Here is a 14,453-nt window from a genome sequence, read left to right as displayed (position 1 = left end):
AAGGCCCCGCCTTCAGCGGGGCCCGAGGTTCCAAGCAGGCGTCATGCCCACTCGGCCGTCACTTCGACCGGACGCAGGTCGAATACCAGCACTTCGGCATCCTTGCCGTCGGCGAACGTCAGCGCCTGTTCGTTGCGGATACGCGCGCCGTCGCCTTCGCCGAGCGTCACGCCGTTGACCGTCACGCTGCCGCGTGCGACATGCACGTAGGCGAAGCGGCCCGGTGCCAGTTCGAGCGTGGCGCGCTCATCGCCGTCGAACAGGCCCGCGTAGATCCGCGTGTCCTGGCGGATCTTCAGCGAACCGCCGCTGCCGTCGGGCGACACGATCGGCGTGAGCTTGCCGCGCTTGTCGGCTTCCGCGATGTTGGTCTGCTGATAGCGCGGCTCGGCACCCTTCTCGGACGGTCCGACCCAGATCTGCAGGAAGTGGACGGGCGTCTCGTGCGAATGGTTGAACTCGCTGTGACGCACGCCGGTACCCGCGCTCATCAACTGGACGTCGCCCGGCACGATCACCGACCCGGTGCCCATCGAATCCTTGTGCTCCAGCGCACCGTCGAGCACGTACGACAGGATTTCCATGTCGCGGTGCGGGTGCGTGCCGAAGCCGCGGCCCGGCGCGACGCGGTCGTCGTTGATCACCAGCAGGTCGGAGAAGCCGACTTGCTTGGGATCGTAGTAGTTCGCGAAAGAAAACGTGTGACGGGAGCTGAGCCAGCCATGCTCGGCACGGCCACGTTGGTTTGCTGCACGAGTCTCGATCATGATGTTTTCCTGGATGTCGCCGGACCTCGGAAGTGGGCCCGGCCGTTCGTTGAGATGAATCTTAGGTCAATCTATTTGACAAATAAATGGCCGTAGAGATAATGACTGTCGCTATGGAGTGGACAATATGGAACTCAACGACCTGAGGATCTTCGTCGCGACCGTCGATGCGGGCAGCTTCACGGCGGCGGCCGACCAGCTGATGCTGTCCAAGCAGTTCGTGAGCCGGCGCACGATGGCGCTCGAGGCGTCGCTGGGCGTGCGTCTGCTGCATCGCAACACGCGCAATCTCGCGGTTACGGAATCGGGGCAGGAGTTCTATGCGCGCGCGCAGCGGATCCTCGCCGAGGTCGCCGACGCCGAGCAGGCGATGTCGGTGCGCAGCACCGAGCTGCACGGCTCGCTGAAGATCAGCGCGCCGCTGTCGTTCGGGATCACGCACGTGTCGCCGCTGATCGCGGAATTCCTGTCCGCGCATCCGGCCGTGCGGCTGAACGTCGACCTGACCGACCGGCGGGTCGACCTGATCGGCGAAGGCTTCGATCTCGTGCTGCGGATTGGCACGCTCGAGGATTCGACGCTGATCGCGCGAGCGCTCGGCGCGTGGCAGATGATCGCGTGCGCGAGCCCCGCTTACCTGAAGCGGCACGGCGCGCCCGCGACGCCGGCCGACCTCGCCGGCCATACGTGCCTGATGTACGGGCGCGAGCGGCGCGTCGGCTGGGAATTCCGGGTCGACGGGGTGGCGCGCACCTTCGACGTGCAGGGGCCGCTCGTCGCGAACAACGGCGAAGTCGTGCGCGACGCGGCGATCGCGGGGCTCGGCATCGCGCTGCTGCCGCATTTCATCGTCGGCGCGGCGCTCGACAGCGGCGCGCTCGTGCCGGTGCTCGACGCGTACGCGCCGCCGCCGATCACGCTGAACGCGGTGTTTCCGCAGCACCGGGAAGGGTTCGTCACGCTGCGGACGTTCATCGGGTTTCTGACCGAGCGGCTGGGGAAGGCCGTGCCGGCGGCGAACGGCGGCGCGGACCCGCGGCGGTAGAGGCGCGGGCGTGCGACGCGTGCGGTGAATCCAGACGTAATCTCCGCAGGATTTGCGGAGATTGTTGAGTCATGCGGTGAATCGGTGGGATAATCTCCGCATCATGAGCGGAGATTACACCTTCATCTGGCAGTCGTCCGACTGGCCCGCCTGGCGCTTCGACCTCCCGGCACTCGCGACGTCACTGGCCGATGTCAGCCGTGCGCAAGGTGCGCTGGCCGGGAGACTGGCGGATGTCGGCCTCGCACTGCGCGATGAGGCCAGCCTGGCCGCATTGACGGAGGATGTCGTCAAGACCAGCGCCATCGAGGGCGACAACCTGAACGTCGCATCGGTCCGATCATCGATTGCGCGCCGGCTCGGCGTCGATATTGGGGCGCTGGCGCCGGTTGATCGCCATGTCGAGGGCGTGGTCGACATGGTGCTGGACGCGACGGCCCGTTCGGCGGAGGCGGTCACCGAAGCCCGGCTGCGCGGGTGGCATGCGGCGCTTTTTCCGACCGGCTATTCCGGGATGTCGCGGATCGCCGTCGGCGCGTGGCGTATGGATGCGAGCGGGCCGATGCAGGTGGTGTCCGGGCCGATCGGCCGGCAACGCGTGCATTTCGAAGCGCCGCCTGCCGCGCGCCTGCCGAACGAGATCGAGCGCTTCCTGCGGTGGTTCAATGCGACGCCGGTCGAGCCCTTGCTGATCCGGGCCGGCCTGGCTCACCTGTGGTTCGTCACGCTCCACCCGTTCGACGACGGCAACGGCCGTATCGCACGCGCGCTCGGGGATCTGGTTCTGGCGCGCGCTGATCGGAGCCCGCAGCGCTTCTATAGCCTGTCGGCGCAAATCCAGCGCGAGCGCAATGCGTATTACGACGTGCTGGAGCGCACGCAGCGCGGTTCGCTGGACGTCACGGCATGGCTCGCGTGGTTTCTGGATGCGCTGGGTCGGGCCGTCGATCACGCGCACACGACGCTCGATGCGGTTCTGGTCAAGGCGCGCTTCTGGCAGCGATGTGCGGGCCTCGCGATGAACGAGCGTCAGGTCAAGGTGATGAATCGCCTGCTCGATGGTTTCGAAGGGAAGCTGACGACCAGCAAGTGGGCCGCCCTCGCGAAGTGCTCGCAAGACACGGCGCTGCGCGATATCGAGCAGTTCGTCGCGCGCGGTGTGCTGCATCGCTCGTCGTCCGGTGGCCGGAGCACGAGTTACGAACTGGTGCCATTCGACGGCTGACGGCTGACGCTTGCTCGCGCTGCCGGCGTTCGCGCGTGTCGCCATCACGGCGAGCACATGCAAGGCCGAGGCATCGTGCGCGTGATCGGTGTGGATGGCGCGCCCGGTTCGGGTTACGCTTCGGCGGGCGGGGCGAGTGCCGCATGCCGCGCCGGGCATTTTTACCTCGAACGTTGCGGGCATGGCGTTTCTACAGGCCCGCGAACCAGCGACGATCCAGGCCATGACAACCCAGAACCGATCGAATGCTCGCGCCGGCGAGCGAGGGCAGGCCGCGCTTCGCGGCCGGCATGCGTGGAGCGTGAGCCCGCGAGCCGCCATGATGTTGGCAATACTGACGATCGCGCCGATGGCTGCGCATGCGGCCGGCTTCGACTGCGCGAAAGCTGCTTCGCCGACCGAGAAGACGATCTGCGCGGACGCCGGGCTGTCGTCGCTCGACGGCCGGCTGGCGGCGGCGTGGCAGAACACGCTCGCCAAAGGCGGCGATACCGCCGTGCTGAAGGCGGCACAGTTGAAATGGCTCAAGCAGCGCGATCGCTGCGGCAACGATGCGTCGTGCCTCGGCGATCGCTATCGCGAGCGGCTCGCGAGCCTGAACGGCGCGCCGCTTGCGGCCGACCGCTGGCAACAGACGTGGTATCGCGACAGCGACAACCCGTCGTTCGGCGGCGTGCTGACGTTCACCGGCACGGCACCGCGTCTGCACTTCGAACTGAGTGGCAACAACGGCGCGAATACCGGCGGCCTCGACGGCGATATCGACCTGCACGGCGAGCGCGGCACGTTTCGCCAGGATCGATGCCGGCTCGATTTCAGCCGCAAGGGCGGCCGCGTGCAGGTCGCGCAGCAGGGCGGCGATGCCGATTGCGGCGCCGGTGCGGGCGTCGTGTATTCGGGCGAGTACGTGACGGCGTCGAAGGCGCAGGCGAGCCAGGCGGCTGACCTCGTGACGCTGAAGGTGCTGGCCGACGCGCACCAGAATGCGATCGCGCACACGCTGCTCGGCGCCGACTATCAGACGCTCGTCGATACGATCAACACCAGCGCGGACGAGCAGGATCTTGACGGCCTGAACGCAGACGTGAAGTCGTACTGGGTGCGCGGCATCGCGACGACGAACGCCGCGATCGTGATGCGCCGGGGCACAGAGTTGTGGATCGGGCTGCTCGTGTTCGATGCCCATGACAAGGTGCGCATGCGCTACTACTCGAACGTGCCGGCGTGGAAAAAGACCGTGCCGAAGACCATTCGCGCCTGGCACGACAATCTCGACAAGACGCTGCCGATCGATGTGATGTGATCCGGCGGGCCGCTGCGCCGGGCGTGACGAGGCCATGGTCTTGGGCCAAGGATCTTCGCAAGCGACGAGCGGCCATCCTGGCCCCGGGCACTGTCTTCGGCTGCGTGCCGGTGTGCGACCGAGATGAAACCGTCGCGTCGGCAGGGGGCTGCGCCACGGCGGCGCACGCGCCCAGCATCACCACGCAAAGAACGGGGAGCGTGGCTGCTGTTCGCAACGACGGACGAAATGCCATATGGCTCCGATGAAGGTTGCGCGGTCTCGCAGAAAAAGAACCGGCATGGATTCGAACCGGGACCGTCGCACGATGAACGGGCCGCCGGGAGAGAGCCGTGCCGAGTATGAACGGTCATCGCGACGCGACGGTTGGCAGTAAGCATGCCGTAAAGAATCGTTTGAATTCTTCGCATGCCTTGCGCCCGCCCGCTATCTCTTGTGCAACTGCCGCCCCCATCGAATGTCACATCCTGCGATCGATTTGGCGCGCATCGCATGTATCCGATCGTGGTTCAACAGCTAAGCTGTTACCGCACGCCGGACCACGTCCGGCCATCATCGACTTTGGTGCACACCCATGGCACGCAACCTCACTTTCTCTCTGGATATCGCCTGGCGCACGCTGCTGAAGGACTTCGGCGTGCAGCCCGACCACGTGCTGCGCAGGGCGCGTCTGCCTGAAGACCTGTTTCACCGCGCGGATCGCGGGCTCGACACGGACGAGTACTTCCGCTTCTGGCGCGCGCTGGAGCTGGAAGCGAACGACCCCATGTTTCCGTTGCGCCTGGTCGAGATGGTGTCGGCCGAGGTATTCGATCCGCCGCTGTTCGCCGCGCTGTGCAGTGCCAACCTGATGCAGGCGGTGCAGCGCCTGGCCAAATACAAGCAACTTGTGGCGCCCATGAGGCTCGAGGTCGACGTGGATGAGGCCGGATCGCTGACGGTGTCGCCGCGCTGGTTGTCGGTGCAGACCGAGCTGCCCTGTTCGCTGCAGGTGGCCGAGGTCGCGTTCTTCCTGCGGCTGGCCCGCCTGGCCACACGCGAGCCCGTGCAGGCATTGCGGGTGGCCCTGCCACAGCTTCCGCCCGCGAGCTGTGCGCCGCGCTACCAGCGCTTCTTCGGCGTGCCCGTTCAACGTGGCGAGCGTCCGGCCATTACCTTTGGCGCCGCCGATGCCCTGCGCCCGTTCCTGACCGTGAACGAAGGCATGTGGCGCGTGTTCGAGCCCGAACTGCGCCGTCGGCTCAGCGAACTGGACGCAACAGCCACCATGGCCGAGCGCGTGCGTGCGGTGCTGCTGGAACTGCTGCCCGGCAACACGGCCACTATCGAGAAAGCCGCCGAGCGCCTGGGGCTGAGCAAGCGTACGCTACAGCGTCGCCTCGAAGACGAAGGCGAGAATTTCCGCTCGCTGGTGAACACCACCCGGGAGAGTCTTGCCCGCCACTACCTCGGGAGCACGACGATGACTGCCGGCGAAATCGCCTTCCTGCTCGGTTTCGAAGATCCCAACTCCTTTTACCGCGCCTTCCTGGAATGGACCGGGCAGACGCCGGATACCGCACGCAATGCCATGCGCCTGAACTGAGAACGACACTCATGACCCTGCAAGAGAAACAACGCAAAGTGCTGCTGGCAGGTGCCACCGGACTCGTGGGCGGCCTGATGCTGAAGGCCCTGCTGGCCGACCGGACTGTCTCGGAGGTCCATGCGCTGAGCCGCCGCCCGCTGGCTGTGCACGACCCCAGGCTCCAGGTCCACCAGGTGGATTTCGGCCGCTTGCCCGCGCTTGCGCAGGTCGACGAGGTGTACCTGTCTATGGGCACCACGATCAAGGTGGCGGGCAGCAAGGCGGCCTTCCGAGCGGTGGACTTCGATGCCAACCTGGCCGTGGCGCAGGCCGCATTTGCGGCGGGCGCGCGGCGTGTGGGGCTGGTCAGCGCCGCAGGGGCGAATGCCCGGTCGTCCATGTTCTATACCCGCGTCAAGGGCGAACTGGAAGATGCGCTCAAGGCCATGCCCTTCACGGCGCTGGTCATCGCGCAACCTTCGCTGCTGCTGGACTACCGCGACGGCCTGGGCCAGGCCACGCGGTACGGCGAGATCATCGCGATCCCCGTCGCCAGACTGCTCGCGCCGATCCTGCCCGGCGCCTACAAGCCCGTACACGCCGAGGCCGTTGCCCAGGCGCTGGTACGAACCGTTCCCACGTCCCGGGGCGTGGTGGTCCTACCTTCTGCCGAGCTGGCCCGGCTGGGCGCCGCGCAGAATTGAGCGAGATGGGAACGCGTCGGCTGCGCGCAGGCCTGCCTTTGATGCTGGCGATCGACGTGCTGATCGCTCCGCCGATCGCGCCCGCGGGCATGGACGATGCCGAGGGCCGGGAAACGGCGCGGCGCCTGGGCTACGAGGCTGCGGTCGCGCAGCTGCCTGCCATCCGGTCGGTCTTGCAATGCCACGGCCTCGCGGTCCAGGTTGCACAGGCGCGAACGAAATTGCCCTGAGTCACGTTCAGGCTGGCGCCGATCGCCATCCCTCTGGCGCGCGTGGCGAGTTCGCTGCGGAGCCTGGCCCTCTATGGTGAAGGCATCTTCACTCCATGAGGTTTCGCGATGATCGCCCGACGCAATGTTCTTTCCGCCGCCCTGCTGATTGGGCTGCTGGCCAGCCAGACGACCTTCGCGCAGGACGGCTGGTCGCTCGCCAGGCAGGCCGATGGCATCAGGGTCTACGTGCGCAACGTCGCCGGATCGCCGTTGCGCGAATTCCGCGGCGAGGTGCAGATCCGGGCTACCCCCGATGACGTCGTCAAGGTGCTGCGTGACGCCGATGCCTACCGTCAATGGATGCCCGACGTGGCCGCTTCCGAACTGCTCAAGGCCACCGACACCGAGCAGTTCCATTACCTCGACAACAAGGCGCCCTGGCCGGTTTCCAACCGCGACGGCATCTACCACTTCACCTACACGAAGGCCGGCGACGGCGCGCTCACCGTGCGCGTGGAGGCGGTCCCCGACTACCTGCCGTTGCGCGAGGGCAAGGTGCGGATTCCGCAGGCCAAAGGTCAGTGGAAGCTGGTGCCCGACGCAGAGGGTGTGAAAGTCACCTACCAGATGCATGCATCCCCCGGCGGCGCCATTCCCGACTGGCTGGCCAACCGGACAGTGGTGGACACGCCTTACGGGACGCTCAAGGCACTGCGCAGCCGTGTGCAGGAAGCCGGCCGATGACCATCGCGCCTCGTGCGGCGGCGCGGATCGCAAGCCGTTTGGCGCATGACGCGAGGCAAGCGGCCTGCTTTTCCTGAAAAGCTAGCGGCAATTCAACAAACGAGGTGCGACATGCCCACCACAGGAAAGAGAAAAACGGCTTTGGTCACCGGCGCATCGTCAGGCATGGGCAAGGCCATTGCCCAGCGTCTGATCAAGGACGGCTACCTGGTCTATGTCGCTGCGCGCAGTGTCGACAAGATGGACGACCTGGCGCGACTCGGCGCCGAGCCTCTGCGCATGGACCTCTCCAGGGACGACGAAATCGTCGATGGCGTCAAGTTCATCCTGTCCCGGACGGGCGGGGTGGACGTGCTGGTCAACAACGCGGGCTTCGGCCTGTATGGGCCGGTCGAGGAAATCAGCATCGACGAGGCGCGCTACCAGTTCGAGGTCAATCTGTTCGGCGCCGCGCGGCTCACGCAACTCCTGCTGCCGGCCATGCGGGCCAGGCGCTCGGGATACATCGTCAACATCACCTCGATGGGCGGCAAGATGTACAGCATCCTGGGGGCCTGGTACCACGCGACCAAACACGCACTGGAAGGCTGGTCGGACTGCCTGCGCCTCGAAGTGGCCGAGTTTGGCATCAAGGTCGTGATCGTCGAACCCGGCGTGATCGAGACGGGCTTCGGTGATGCCGCCACCGACAGCATCGTCAAGCGCTCGGCCAGCGGCCCGTATGGCCGCCTGGTGCAGATGGTGGCCAAGTCGATCAAGAAGACATACGGACACGGCACCGGTAGCGATCCGCGCGTGATCGCGGACGTGGTCTCCAAGGCCGTCTCCAGTCGCAAGCCGCGCACGCGCTACGCGGCCGGCAAGTTCGCCAAGATGCTGATCCGCATGCGCGTCTGGCTAGGCGACCGCATGTTCGACCGCATCATCCTCAGTCAGACGCGCTGACAGACCGTACGGCTTTTTTTCCCAACATGGAGGTATGCGATATGACATCGAAAGTCTGGTTCATCACGGGCGCCGCACGCGGATTCGGGCGCATCTGGGCAGAAGCCGCGCTGGCGCGCGGCGACAGGGTGGCTGCAACGGCCCGCAACGCGGGGTCGCTGGACGTGCTTGCGGAGCGCTATGGCGACCGGGTACTTCCCTTGGCCCTGGACGTGACCGATGCGCAGCAGGTTGCGGACGCAGTCACGCAGGCGCACCAGCGTTTCGGGCGGCTCGACGTGGTGCTGAACAACGCCGGCTACGCGTTGGTTGCCGCCATCGAAGAAGCCACGGTCGACGACGTGAAAGCCGAATTCGAGACGAATTTCTTCGGTGCGCTGCGCGTCATCCAGGCGGCGCTGCCTGTCCTGCGCAGCCAGCGCAGCGGGCATATCCTGGGCGTCTCCAGCGTAGCGGGCATCGTGGCCGGTCCCATTTCCGGCTTCTACAACGCCTCCAAGTGGGCGCTGGAAGCCCTGCACGACAGCCTGGCGCAGGAAGTCGACAACTTCGGCATCAAAGTGACGCTGATCGAGCCCGGTGCCTACGCGACCGACTTCGCGAGTCCCGCGTCCCTGAAGATCTCCGAGGGGCTGGAGGCCTACGCCGCGCTGCGTCAGCAAGCGTTCGCGCGGGGTGCGGCCATGGAATTCGGCGAACCGCAGGCCACGGCGCAGGCCGTGCTGCAGGTCGTCGATACGGACAAGCCGCCGTTGCGTCTGTTCCTCGGTACCGAGGGCATGCCCGTCGTGCGTGCCGCCTACGCGGCGCGACTGGCCGAGTGGGAGCAATGGGAGGCTGTATCGAATGCGGCCCAGGGCGTCTCGATCCGCCAGGCCATCGTTACCTGAGGTCAAGCCGTGGCCGGTGCCATCGGCATGTCCGGCGGGTGCCGTTCGGCGTATTCGCGGGCTGAGGGGGCCTCGAAGCTGCGCTGGCCGGGCCACCGCCGATCGCCAGCTGCCTTTGCATGGAAGGGAAAGCCGCGACAGCCCTTTCGTGTGAGATGCCCCGCCGGCCGCCGATGACGCGTTTGTTACGTGACAATTGTCCACTAAATCGAGACAGCCAATCTTGTTATGACGGATTGATGATTTCCGGTGAGACAGTAGACTGCACCCGTGCTTCGCCAGAACCGTTCCGCAGCGCGCCACGACGGCGCGACCGGACGGATTCTTCGGCAGCGGGCCGGCCGGCCCGCGGTTCGATCGTGCGAGGCGGGTTCGTTGTCGATCCGTGAGTTCGCCGTTGCGGCGGACGTCGGCACCGAATGCGTCAAACCGTCAAATCAAGGTGATTGCTATGCGTTACGTTTCGCTGGAGTCGAAGAAGGACGAGCTGCTGCTGGCGGCTCGCGTGCTGCTGATGATCCTGTTCGTGCTGTTCGGCTGGCAGAAGCTGAACGGCTTCTCGGGCACGGTCGCGTACATGGCGTCGACGGGGGCGCCGTCGCCGGAGCTGTCGGCGGTGATCGCGGTGGCGGTCGAGCTGGTCGGCGGCGCGCTGATCGCGGTCGGGTTCTATACGCGTCCGCTCGCGCTGGTGTTCGCGGTCTATACGCTCGCGACCGCGTTGATCGGGCATCGCTACTGGGCGCTGCAGGGCATGGACCAGTACCTCGCGATGATCAACTTCTACAAGAACATCAGCATCATCGGCGGGCTGCTGTTGCTCGCGGTGAGCGGGCCGGGGCGGTATTCGTTCGACCGGAAGTAAGCGGGCGCGAGAATTCGTGCTGCTCGACGGGCCCGGTGCGTGGAAGCGCGCCGGGCCCGTGTTTCATCATCCGCCCGTCGTCGACGGGCGAGCGAAATCGACATCGGTTGCCGGTTCTCGTATAGATTGGGGGCCCTCATTCCCTTTCATCGTTGGCTACCGTGTCGCACCCGACCATCCTTCTCATCGGCGCGTCCGGCCTGCTCGGCCGTGCGGTTGCCGCATCGTTGTCCCGCGAAGCGTCGCTGACGCTCGTCGCAACCATCCGGAACCCGGACACCGCGGGCGCACGGCGCCTCGGATTGCCGCCGGAAAACGTCGTCCGACTCGACGTGCTCGATCAGCCGGCACTCGAACGTCTGTTCGACACCCGCCGCCCGGCCGCCGTGATCATCTGTGCCGCCGAGCGCCGCCCGGACGTCTGCGAACGCGACCCCGCGGCCGCGCGCGCGATCAACGTCGATGCGCCGGCCCGCATCGGCGCGCTCGCCGCGCGCTACGGCGCGTGGACGCTCGGCATCTCCACCGACTACGTGTTCGACGGCAAGGCCGCGCCGTACCGTGAAGATGCCGTGCCGAACCCGCTGAACATCTACGGCCGCACCAAGCTGGAAGGCGAGGCCGCGTTGCTCGCCGCGTCGCCGCTTGCCTGCGTGCTGCGCCTGCCGTTGCTCTACGGCCCGATCGTCGACTGGCGCGAGTCGGCCGTCACGAGCCTCGTGCCGGCGATCGTCGCGTCCGCGCGAGCGGGCGCGGATGCGGTCGGCATGGACGCGTGGGCGATCCGCTATCCGACCTACACGCCGGACGTGGCGGACGTGATCCGCGACCTGACGCTGCGCCGGCTCGCGGGCTCGCCGGTCACGGGTATCCGTCATTGGTCGGGTGAGGAACCGATGACGAAGTACGACATCGCGCAACGGATCGCGGCCGCGCTCGGGATCGACGCCGCGCTCACGCGGATCGACACGCCGGCCGATGCGACGCCGCGTCCGTACGACTGCCATCTGGATGCATCGCGCGTGCGCGCACTCGGCATCGCGCATGCGACGCCGTTCGCGGCCGGGCTGCAAGCCGTGTTGCGCGACGCGCCACCGCTGCCGTAAGGTCGGCGCGCCGCAATGCCGCAACGTGAACGTGTGGCAGCGGTCGGCGCCGGTGCGCGGCTGGACGTTACACTGCGCAACATTTCCGTTTGGCGGGAAGCGTCCGGGCCGCGAGGCGGCCCGTCCGGTTCGCCGATACCCTGGCGCATTCGAAAAATCACGCGAGCAAGCGAGAGCCGATCGTGGCGTGTCTTTGTATCGGATGCGATCGCGCGCGCGACCTCGTGCGTGCCCGTTCCCTGCCGACTGCTTTCTGGCCGCGTTGCCGGACGAAGCGAAACGTTACGTCATCCATATCGATATCGACCCGTTCCATGCGCCGTGGCTCGGGACGAGCCCGGCTGAATCGGGGGTGATCGTGTCAGCTGTCATCGTGGTTGCGTCCGCAACTGTGGGTTGCGGACGCAATCGTGGATCGATTCAGCAGTGCCGGCGACGTGCGGAGGATTTCGCGCTTGCGACCCTACTGCGATTCGAGCCATGTGGCGACCGCATTGGCGTCGTCGGCATCCAGCGTATGAGCAACGGCTGTCATGACGGGGGAATTGGCACGTGTCTCGTTCTTGAAGAACTCGATCTGCCGAAGCAGATAGTTCACGTGTTGTCCGGCAAGCCGCGGGAACGCGCCGGCACCCTGGCCCTGCGGGCCATGGCACGACGCGCATGCCGGGGTCCCCCGGTCCGGTACGCCATGCTCGAAAATATCCTTCCCCCTTGCCATCAGCGCGGCGTTGCCTGCCTTGCCATGCACCGGTTCCTGATGCGAGTAATAGGCGGCAAGCGATGCAATCGTCGCATCGTCGAGCCGCGACGCAATACCCCACATATACTCGCGCGCATGCGTCTCGCCCCGCGTGTGCTCGCGGAAGCCCTTGAGCTGCACAGTGAGATATTCCGGTGTCTGAGCGCTTAGGCGCGGGAACATGGGTGATTCGCTGTGTCCCTGTGCACCGTGGCAAGTGGCACAGACCTGCCGAGCCAGCTGCTCCCCGTCCTCGGCGCGTGCGTGCGACGGGACGCTGCCGATCGCGATGACGATCGGTAGCAGTGACATTGGCAAGGAAAACATCTTGTTCATCTTTCTTTGCTTCCAGTCGAACCGCGGTACAGCGAAACAGCCGGTATCGGTCGCTTGCTTTGGTATCGATGTCTTCCCTGGTGGGCTCATGCTTGCGTAGCGATACTGAATACAGTGTGAGAGCGCCGGAGACGGGTATCTTGATTGAAGTCAAATACGAGTGTATTTCGACGCTCGCCGCGGGTGTCTCGCCGGTCCATCGCTGTGGCCCATCTTTGCACGATCGTGCTGGCGGCAGAGCGCACCCGGACCTCGAAAACCAGGTGCCGGATCGATGACAAGCACGAGCGATTCAGTCGGCAGGGCGCCTGTTCGAATCGGCCGACGCATGCCGACTTCGCGCGTTGCCGGGCCGGCACACTCTTTGATCTCCCTCAAAGCCGTCGCGTCGGCACACTTTGATGTCGAGCCGCAGCCGACCAAGATGGAAATTGTGGGCACTGGCTGACGGGCTCGCCGAGCAAGCGAGTCGATCGAGCGATCGCCAGTGCATTCCGCCTGTTTCCGTGAGGTCTGGTATGTCGTCGTTGGGGCCGCGGGCCGCGATCACCGTCATCCTCCGTGAGCACGAGCGGCTGTCTGCCGTCGTCGAGGGCATGCGGCGCTATGTCCATCTGCTTGCGGCTGGCAAGCCCGTTCCGGGTCTCATGGTGTTCCGGGCGATGCTCTATTACATTCGAGAGTACCCCGAGCAGATACATCATCCGAAAGAGGAGCGCTACCTGTTTGCCCCATTGCGGGATGCGGCTTCCGAATTCGACGGCGTGATCGACGAACTGGAGACTCAGCACGCGCGAGGTGACGGGATGTTGACCAATCTCGAACACGCGCTGACCCGGTACGAGTTGAAGGGTGCGCCCGCATTAGCGGCACTGGTGGCGCTGGTGGATGAATATGCCGAGTTCTATTCGGATCACCGGTTTACCGAGGAGACGCTGATTTTGCCGGCCGCGAGACGTCTGCTGTCAAACGAGGACTGGGCGGAACTTGACCTCGCCTTCGGAGCCAATCGCGATCCATTCGACGGGGTCAAGCTCGAAGCCGATCTCGGCAAGCTGTTCTCGATGATCGTCAACGCGATTCCGGAAACGGAAGATTAGCGGTTCGCGCATGGGTCTCGGCCGAGGCTCTCTACCGAGCCAGGATGCCGGCTCCGTGTGTGCGGCGCGCTCAGCGTGCGTCGTCTGCAAACAGCCGGTGCTCGGGTTCGGCCTGCTCGGTATCGAGACATTGCACGCGCCAGCGACCGGCATCCGGCGCGTGATGGGCATGTGGGTACCAGCGTGCCATGCCGGATGCGCCGACACCTGGTGCTTTGGCATTGCCGGACGCGAAGCCGTCCAGGACGATGAGCGGACGGCTGGCATCGGGCACGGCAAGCTGGATGCCGTCGCCGGTCCGGGCAAGCGTCCCCCATGACGGCATTGTCATCGCGTAGTGGCCTTCACACGACCACTTTTGCTCGTCGAAATCAAGCCAGACGATCGCATACGCGGACGGGCCGGCATGCGCGAACGTGTCGAGATGAACGGTGATGCGCATGGTGGATTCCTGTGACGAGTGACTGCCGACATCCGGTGAGAGGGCATGGGTCCAGTCTAGGTTTGGCCGTGCGCCTGGCCTTGACGCACGTCAACCGGTCAAGCGGCATGACGGCCATCAACGATCGCTGGCTCGACGACTTCCGTCGTGGTTTTCTCGTAACGCTGATGCGGGCATTTCCTCGTCAATTCTTGCTGGCTTCGCCGCTCAGCGTGTCGCGCTCGACCGCGATCAACGTAGACTCTGGTGCATACACAAGCCGGTCGCGCACCGGCGAGGTCGGCCGCTTGACGAGCGGGTCGGGACCATGAAACGTACAGAACACTTGTCCTGCCGGCAGTGCCGGGTCGAATCGCACGTGAATTTCGTGCTGCCCATCAATCCCAACCCAGATCGGCCGGCGCGAAGCTGCATGCGCTGTTCGCGCGGATCGCGCGGGACGGGTGCAGCTTCGGCACGT

The 14,453-nt window shown here is 65.8% G+C and carries 16 protein-coding genes; 12 read left to right on the top strand and 4 right to left on the bottom strand.

The genetic code is table 11. The features are described 5' to 3' along the window. Positions 1-41 precede the first annotated feature (41 nt). A complete protein-coding gene (locus NQV17_RS18600) occupies positions 42-767 on the bottom strand; it encodes a pirin family protein (protein WP_257773378.1) in 726 nt (241 codons plus the stop codon). A gap of 127 nt (positions 768-894) precedes the next feature. On the opposite strand from NQV17_RS18600, the gene NQV17_RS18595 reads away from it, so the two are divergent. The 11 genes from NQV17_RS18595 to NQV17_RS18545 all read left to right on the top strand — a co-directional run bounded on the left by NQV17_RS18595 (position 895) and on the right by NQV17_RS18545 (position 11,373). Beyond that, positions 895-1,812, top strand: a complete 918-nt coding sequence (locus NQV17_RS18595; RefSeq protein ID WP_257773377.1) for a LysR family transcriptional regulator — start codon at positions 895-897, stop codon at positions 1,810-1,812. Between the two features lie 103 nt (positions 1,813-1,915). After that, on the top strand, positions 1,916-3,037 hold the full coding sequence (locus NQV17_RS18590; RefSeq protein ID WP_257773466.1) for a Fic family protein: 1,122 nt from the start codon (positions 1,916-1,918) through the stop codon (positions 3,035-3,037). Positions 3,038-3,356: 319 nt separating this feature from the next. Beyond that, a complete protein-coding gene (locus NQV17_RS18585) occupies positions 3,357-4,340 on the top strand; it encodes a lysozyme inhibitor LprI family protein (protein ID WP_257773376.1) in 984 nt (327 codons plus the stop codon). 574 nt (positions 4,341-4,914) lie between these two features. Further along, positions 4,915-5,925 (top strand): AraC family transcriptional regulator, encoded by a 1,011-nt coding sequence (locus NQV17_RS18580; RefSeq protein WP_044847696.1) that lies wholly within the window; start codon positions 4,915-4,917, stop codon positions 5,923-5,925. Positions 5,926-5,936: 11 nt separating this feature from the next. Further along, entirely contained in the window at positions 5,937-6,611 is a 675-nt protein-coding gene (locus NQV17_RS18575; protein ID WP_257773375.1) for an NAD(P)H-binding protein, read from the top strand. 41 nt (positions 6,612-6,652) lie between these two features. Further along, positions 6,653-6,841 carry a hypothetical protein gene (locus NQV17_RS18570; protein WP_257773374.1) on the top strand — a complete coding sequence of 63 codons (189 nt, stop codon included), beginning with the start codon at positions 6,653-6,655 and terminating at the stop codon, positions 6,839-6,841. A gap of 108 nt (positions 6,842-6,949) precedes the next feature. Continuing rightward, the gene (locus tag NQV17_RS18565) at positions 6,950-7,567 is read left to right on the top strand and encodes an START domain-containing protein (RefSeq protein ID WP_257773373.1); all 618 of its coding nucleotides are present in this window, start codon (positions 6,950-6,952) and stop codon (positions 7,565-7,567) included. A 111-nt stretch (positions 7,568-7,678) separates the two neighbouring features. Beyond that, positions 7,679-8,512 carry an oxidoreductase gene (locus tag NQV17_RS18560; protein ID WP_257773372.1) on the top strand — a complete coding sequence of 278 codons (834 nt, stop codon included), beginning with the start codon at positions 7,679-7,681 and terminating at the stop codon, positions 8,510-8,512. Between the two features lie 41 nt (positions 8,513-8,553). After that, a complete protein-coding gene (locus NQV17_RS18555) occupies positions 8,554-9,402 on the top strand; it encodes an SDR family NAD(P)-dependent oxidoreductase (RefSeq protein ID WP_257773371.1) in 849 nt (282 codons plus the stop codon). Positions 9,403-9,853: 451 nt separating this feature from the next. Then, on the top strand, positions 9,854-10,267 hold the full coding sequence (locus NQV17_RS18550) for a DoxX family protein (protein ID WP_044847690.1): 414 nt from the start codon (positions 9,854-9,856) through the stop codon (positions 10,265-10,267). A 161-nt stretch (positions 10,268-10,428) separates the two neighbouring features. After that, positions 10,429-11,373, top strand: coding sequence for an SDR family oxidoreductase (locus tag NQV17_RS18545; protein ID WP_257773370.1), 945 nt, complete (start codon positions 10,429-10,431; stop codon positions 11,371-11,373). A gap of 463 nt (positions 11,374-11,836) precedes the next feature. On the opposite strand, the gene NQV17_RS18540 is transcribed toward NQV17_RS18545, so the two are convergent. Then, positions 11,837-12,451, bottom strand: coding sequence for a cytochrome c (locus tag NQV17_RS18540; RefSeq protein ID WP_257773369.1), 615 nt, complete (start codon positions 12,449-12,451; stop codon positions 11,837-11,839). 518 nt (positions 12,452-12,969) lie between these two features. Here NQV17_RS18540 and NQV17_RS18535 point away from each other — a divergent pair. Continuing rightward, positions 12,970-13,551, top strand: a complete 582-nt coding sequence (locus NQV17_RS18535; protein ID WP_257773368.1) for a hemerythrin domain-containing protein — start codon at positions 12,970-12,972, stop codon at positions 13,549-13,551. Between the two features lie 70 nt (positions 13,552-13,621). Here NQV17_RS18535 and NQV17_RS18530 read toward each other — a convergent pair whose 3' ends face one another. Together NQV17_RS18530 and NQV17_RS18525 are read right to left on the bottom strand one after the other, a co-directional pair. Beyond that, complete coding sequence (locus NQV17_RS18530) at positions 13,622-13,993, bottom strand: DUF3564 domain-containing protein (protein ID WP_257773367.1); 372 nt, start codon at positions 13,991-13,993, stop codon at positions 13,622-13,624. A 184-nt stretch (positions 13,994-14,177) separates the two neighbouring features. Further along, a complete protein-coding gene (locus NQV17_RS18525; RefSeq protein WP_257773366.1) occupies positions 14,178-14,351 on the bottom strand; it encodes a hypothetical protein in 174 nt (57 codons plus the stop codon). Positions 14,352-14,453 lie beyond the last annotated feature (102 nt).

Origin of the sequence: Burkholderia sp. SCN-KJ, assembly GCF_024656005.1 — a bacterium.
In the GTDB taxonomy this organism is placed as follows: Bacteria; Pseudomonadota; Gammaproteobacteria; order Burkholderiales; family Burkholderiaceae; genus Burkholderia.
Note: the sequence above shows the minus strand (reverse complement) of the source record. Positions and strands in the feature narration are given on the sequence as shown.

Bases quoted from the DNA above. Each gene is read 5' to 3' on its own strand.
- NQV17_RS18575 (WP_257773375.1), top strand. From the start codon at position 5,937: ATGACCCTGCAAGAGAAACAACGCAAAGTGCTGCTGGCAGGTGCCACC.
- NQV17_RS18560 (WP_257773372.1), top strand. From the start codon at position 7,679: ATGCCCACCACAGGAAAGAGAAAAACGGCTTTGGTCACCGGCGCATCG.
- NQV17_RS18590 (WP_257773466.1), top strand. From the start codon at position 1,916: ATGAGCGGAGATTACACCTTCATCTGGCAGTCGTCCGACTGGCCCGCC.
- NQV17_RS18600 (WP_257773378.1), bottom strand. From the start codon at position 767: ATGATCGAGACTCGTGCAGCAAACCAACGTGGCCGTGCCGAGCATGGC.
- NQV17_RS18530 (WP_257773367.1), bottom strand. From the start codon at position 13,993: ATGCGCATCACCGTTCATCTCGACACGTTCGCGCATGCCGGCCCGTCC.
- NQV17_RS18555 (WP_257773371.1), top strand. From the start codon at position 8,554: ATGACATCGAAAGTCTGGTTCATCACGGGCGCCGCACGCGGATTCGGG.
- NQV17_RS18550 (WP_044847690.1), top strand. From the start codon at position 9,854: ATGCGTTACGTTTCGCTGGAGTCGAAGAAGGACGAGCTGCTGCTGGCG.
- NQV17_RS18585 (WP_257773376.1), top strand. From the start codon at position 3,357: ATGATGTTGGCAATACTGACGATCGCGCCGATGGCTGCGCATGCGGCC.
- NQV17_RS18565 (WP_257773373.1), top strand. From the start codon at position 6,950: ATGATCGCCCGACGCAATGTTCTTTCCGCCGCCCTGCTGATTGGGCTG.
- NQV17_RS18535 (WP_257773368.1), top strand. From the start codon at position 12,970: ATGTCGTCGTTGGGGCCGCGGGCCGCGATCACCGTCATCCTCCGTGAG.
- NQV17_RS18540 (WP_257773369.1), bottom strand. From the start codon at position 12,451: ATGAACAAGATGTTTTCCTTGCCAATGTCACTGCTACCGATCGTCATC.
- NQV17_RS18595 (WP_257773377.1), top strand. From the start codon at position 895: ATGGAACTCAACGACCTGAGGATCTTCGTCGCGACCGTCGATGCGGGC.
- NQV17_RS18570 (WP_257773374.1), top strand. From the start codon at position 6,653: ATGCTGGCGATCGACGTGCTGATCGCTCCGCCGATCGCGCCCGCGGGC.
- NQV17_RS18580 (WP_044847696.1), top strand. From the start codon at position 4,915: ATGGCACGCAACCTCACTTTCTCTCTGGATATCGCCTGGCGCACGCTG.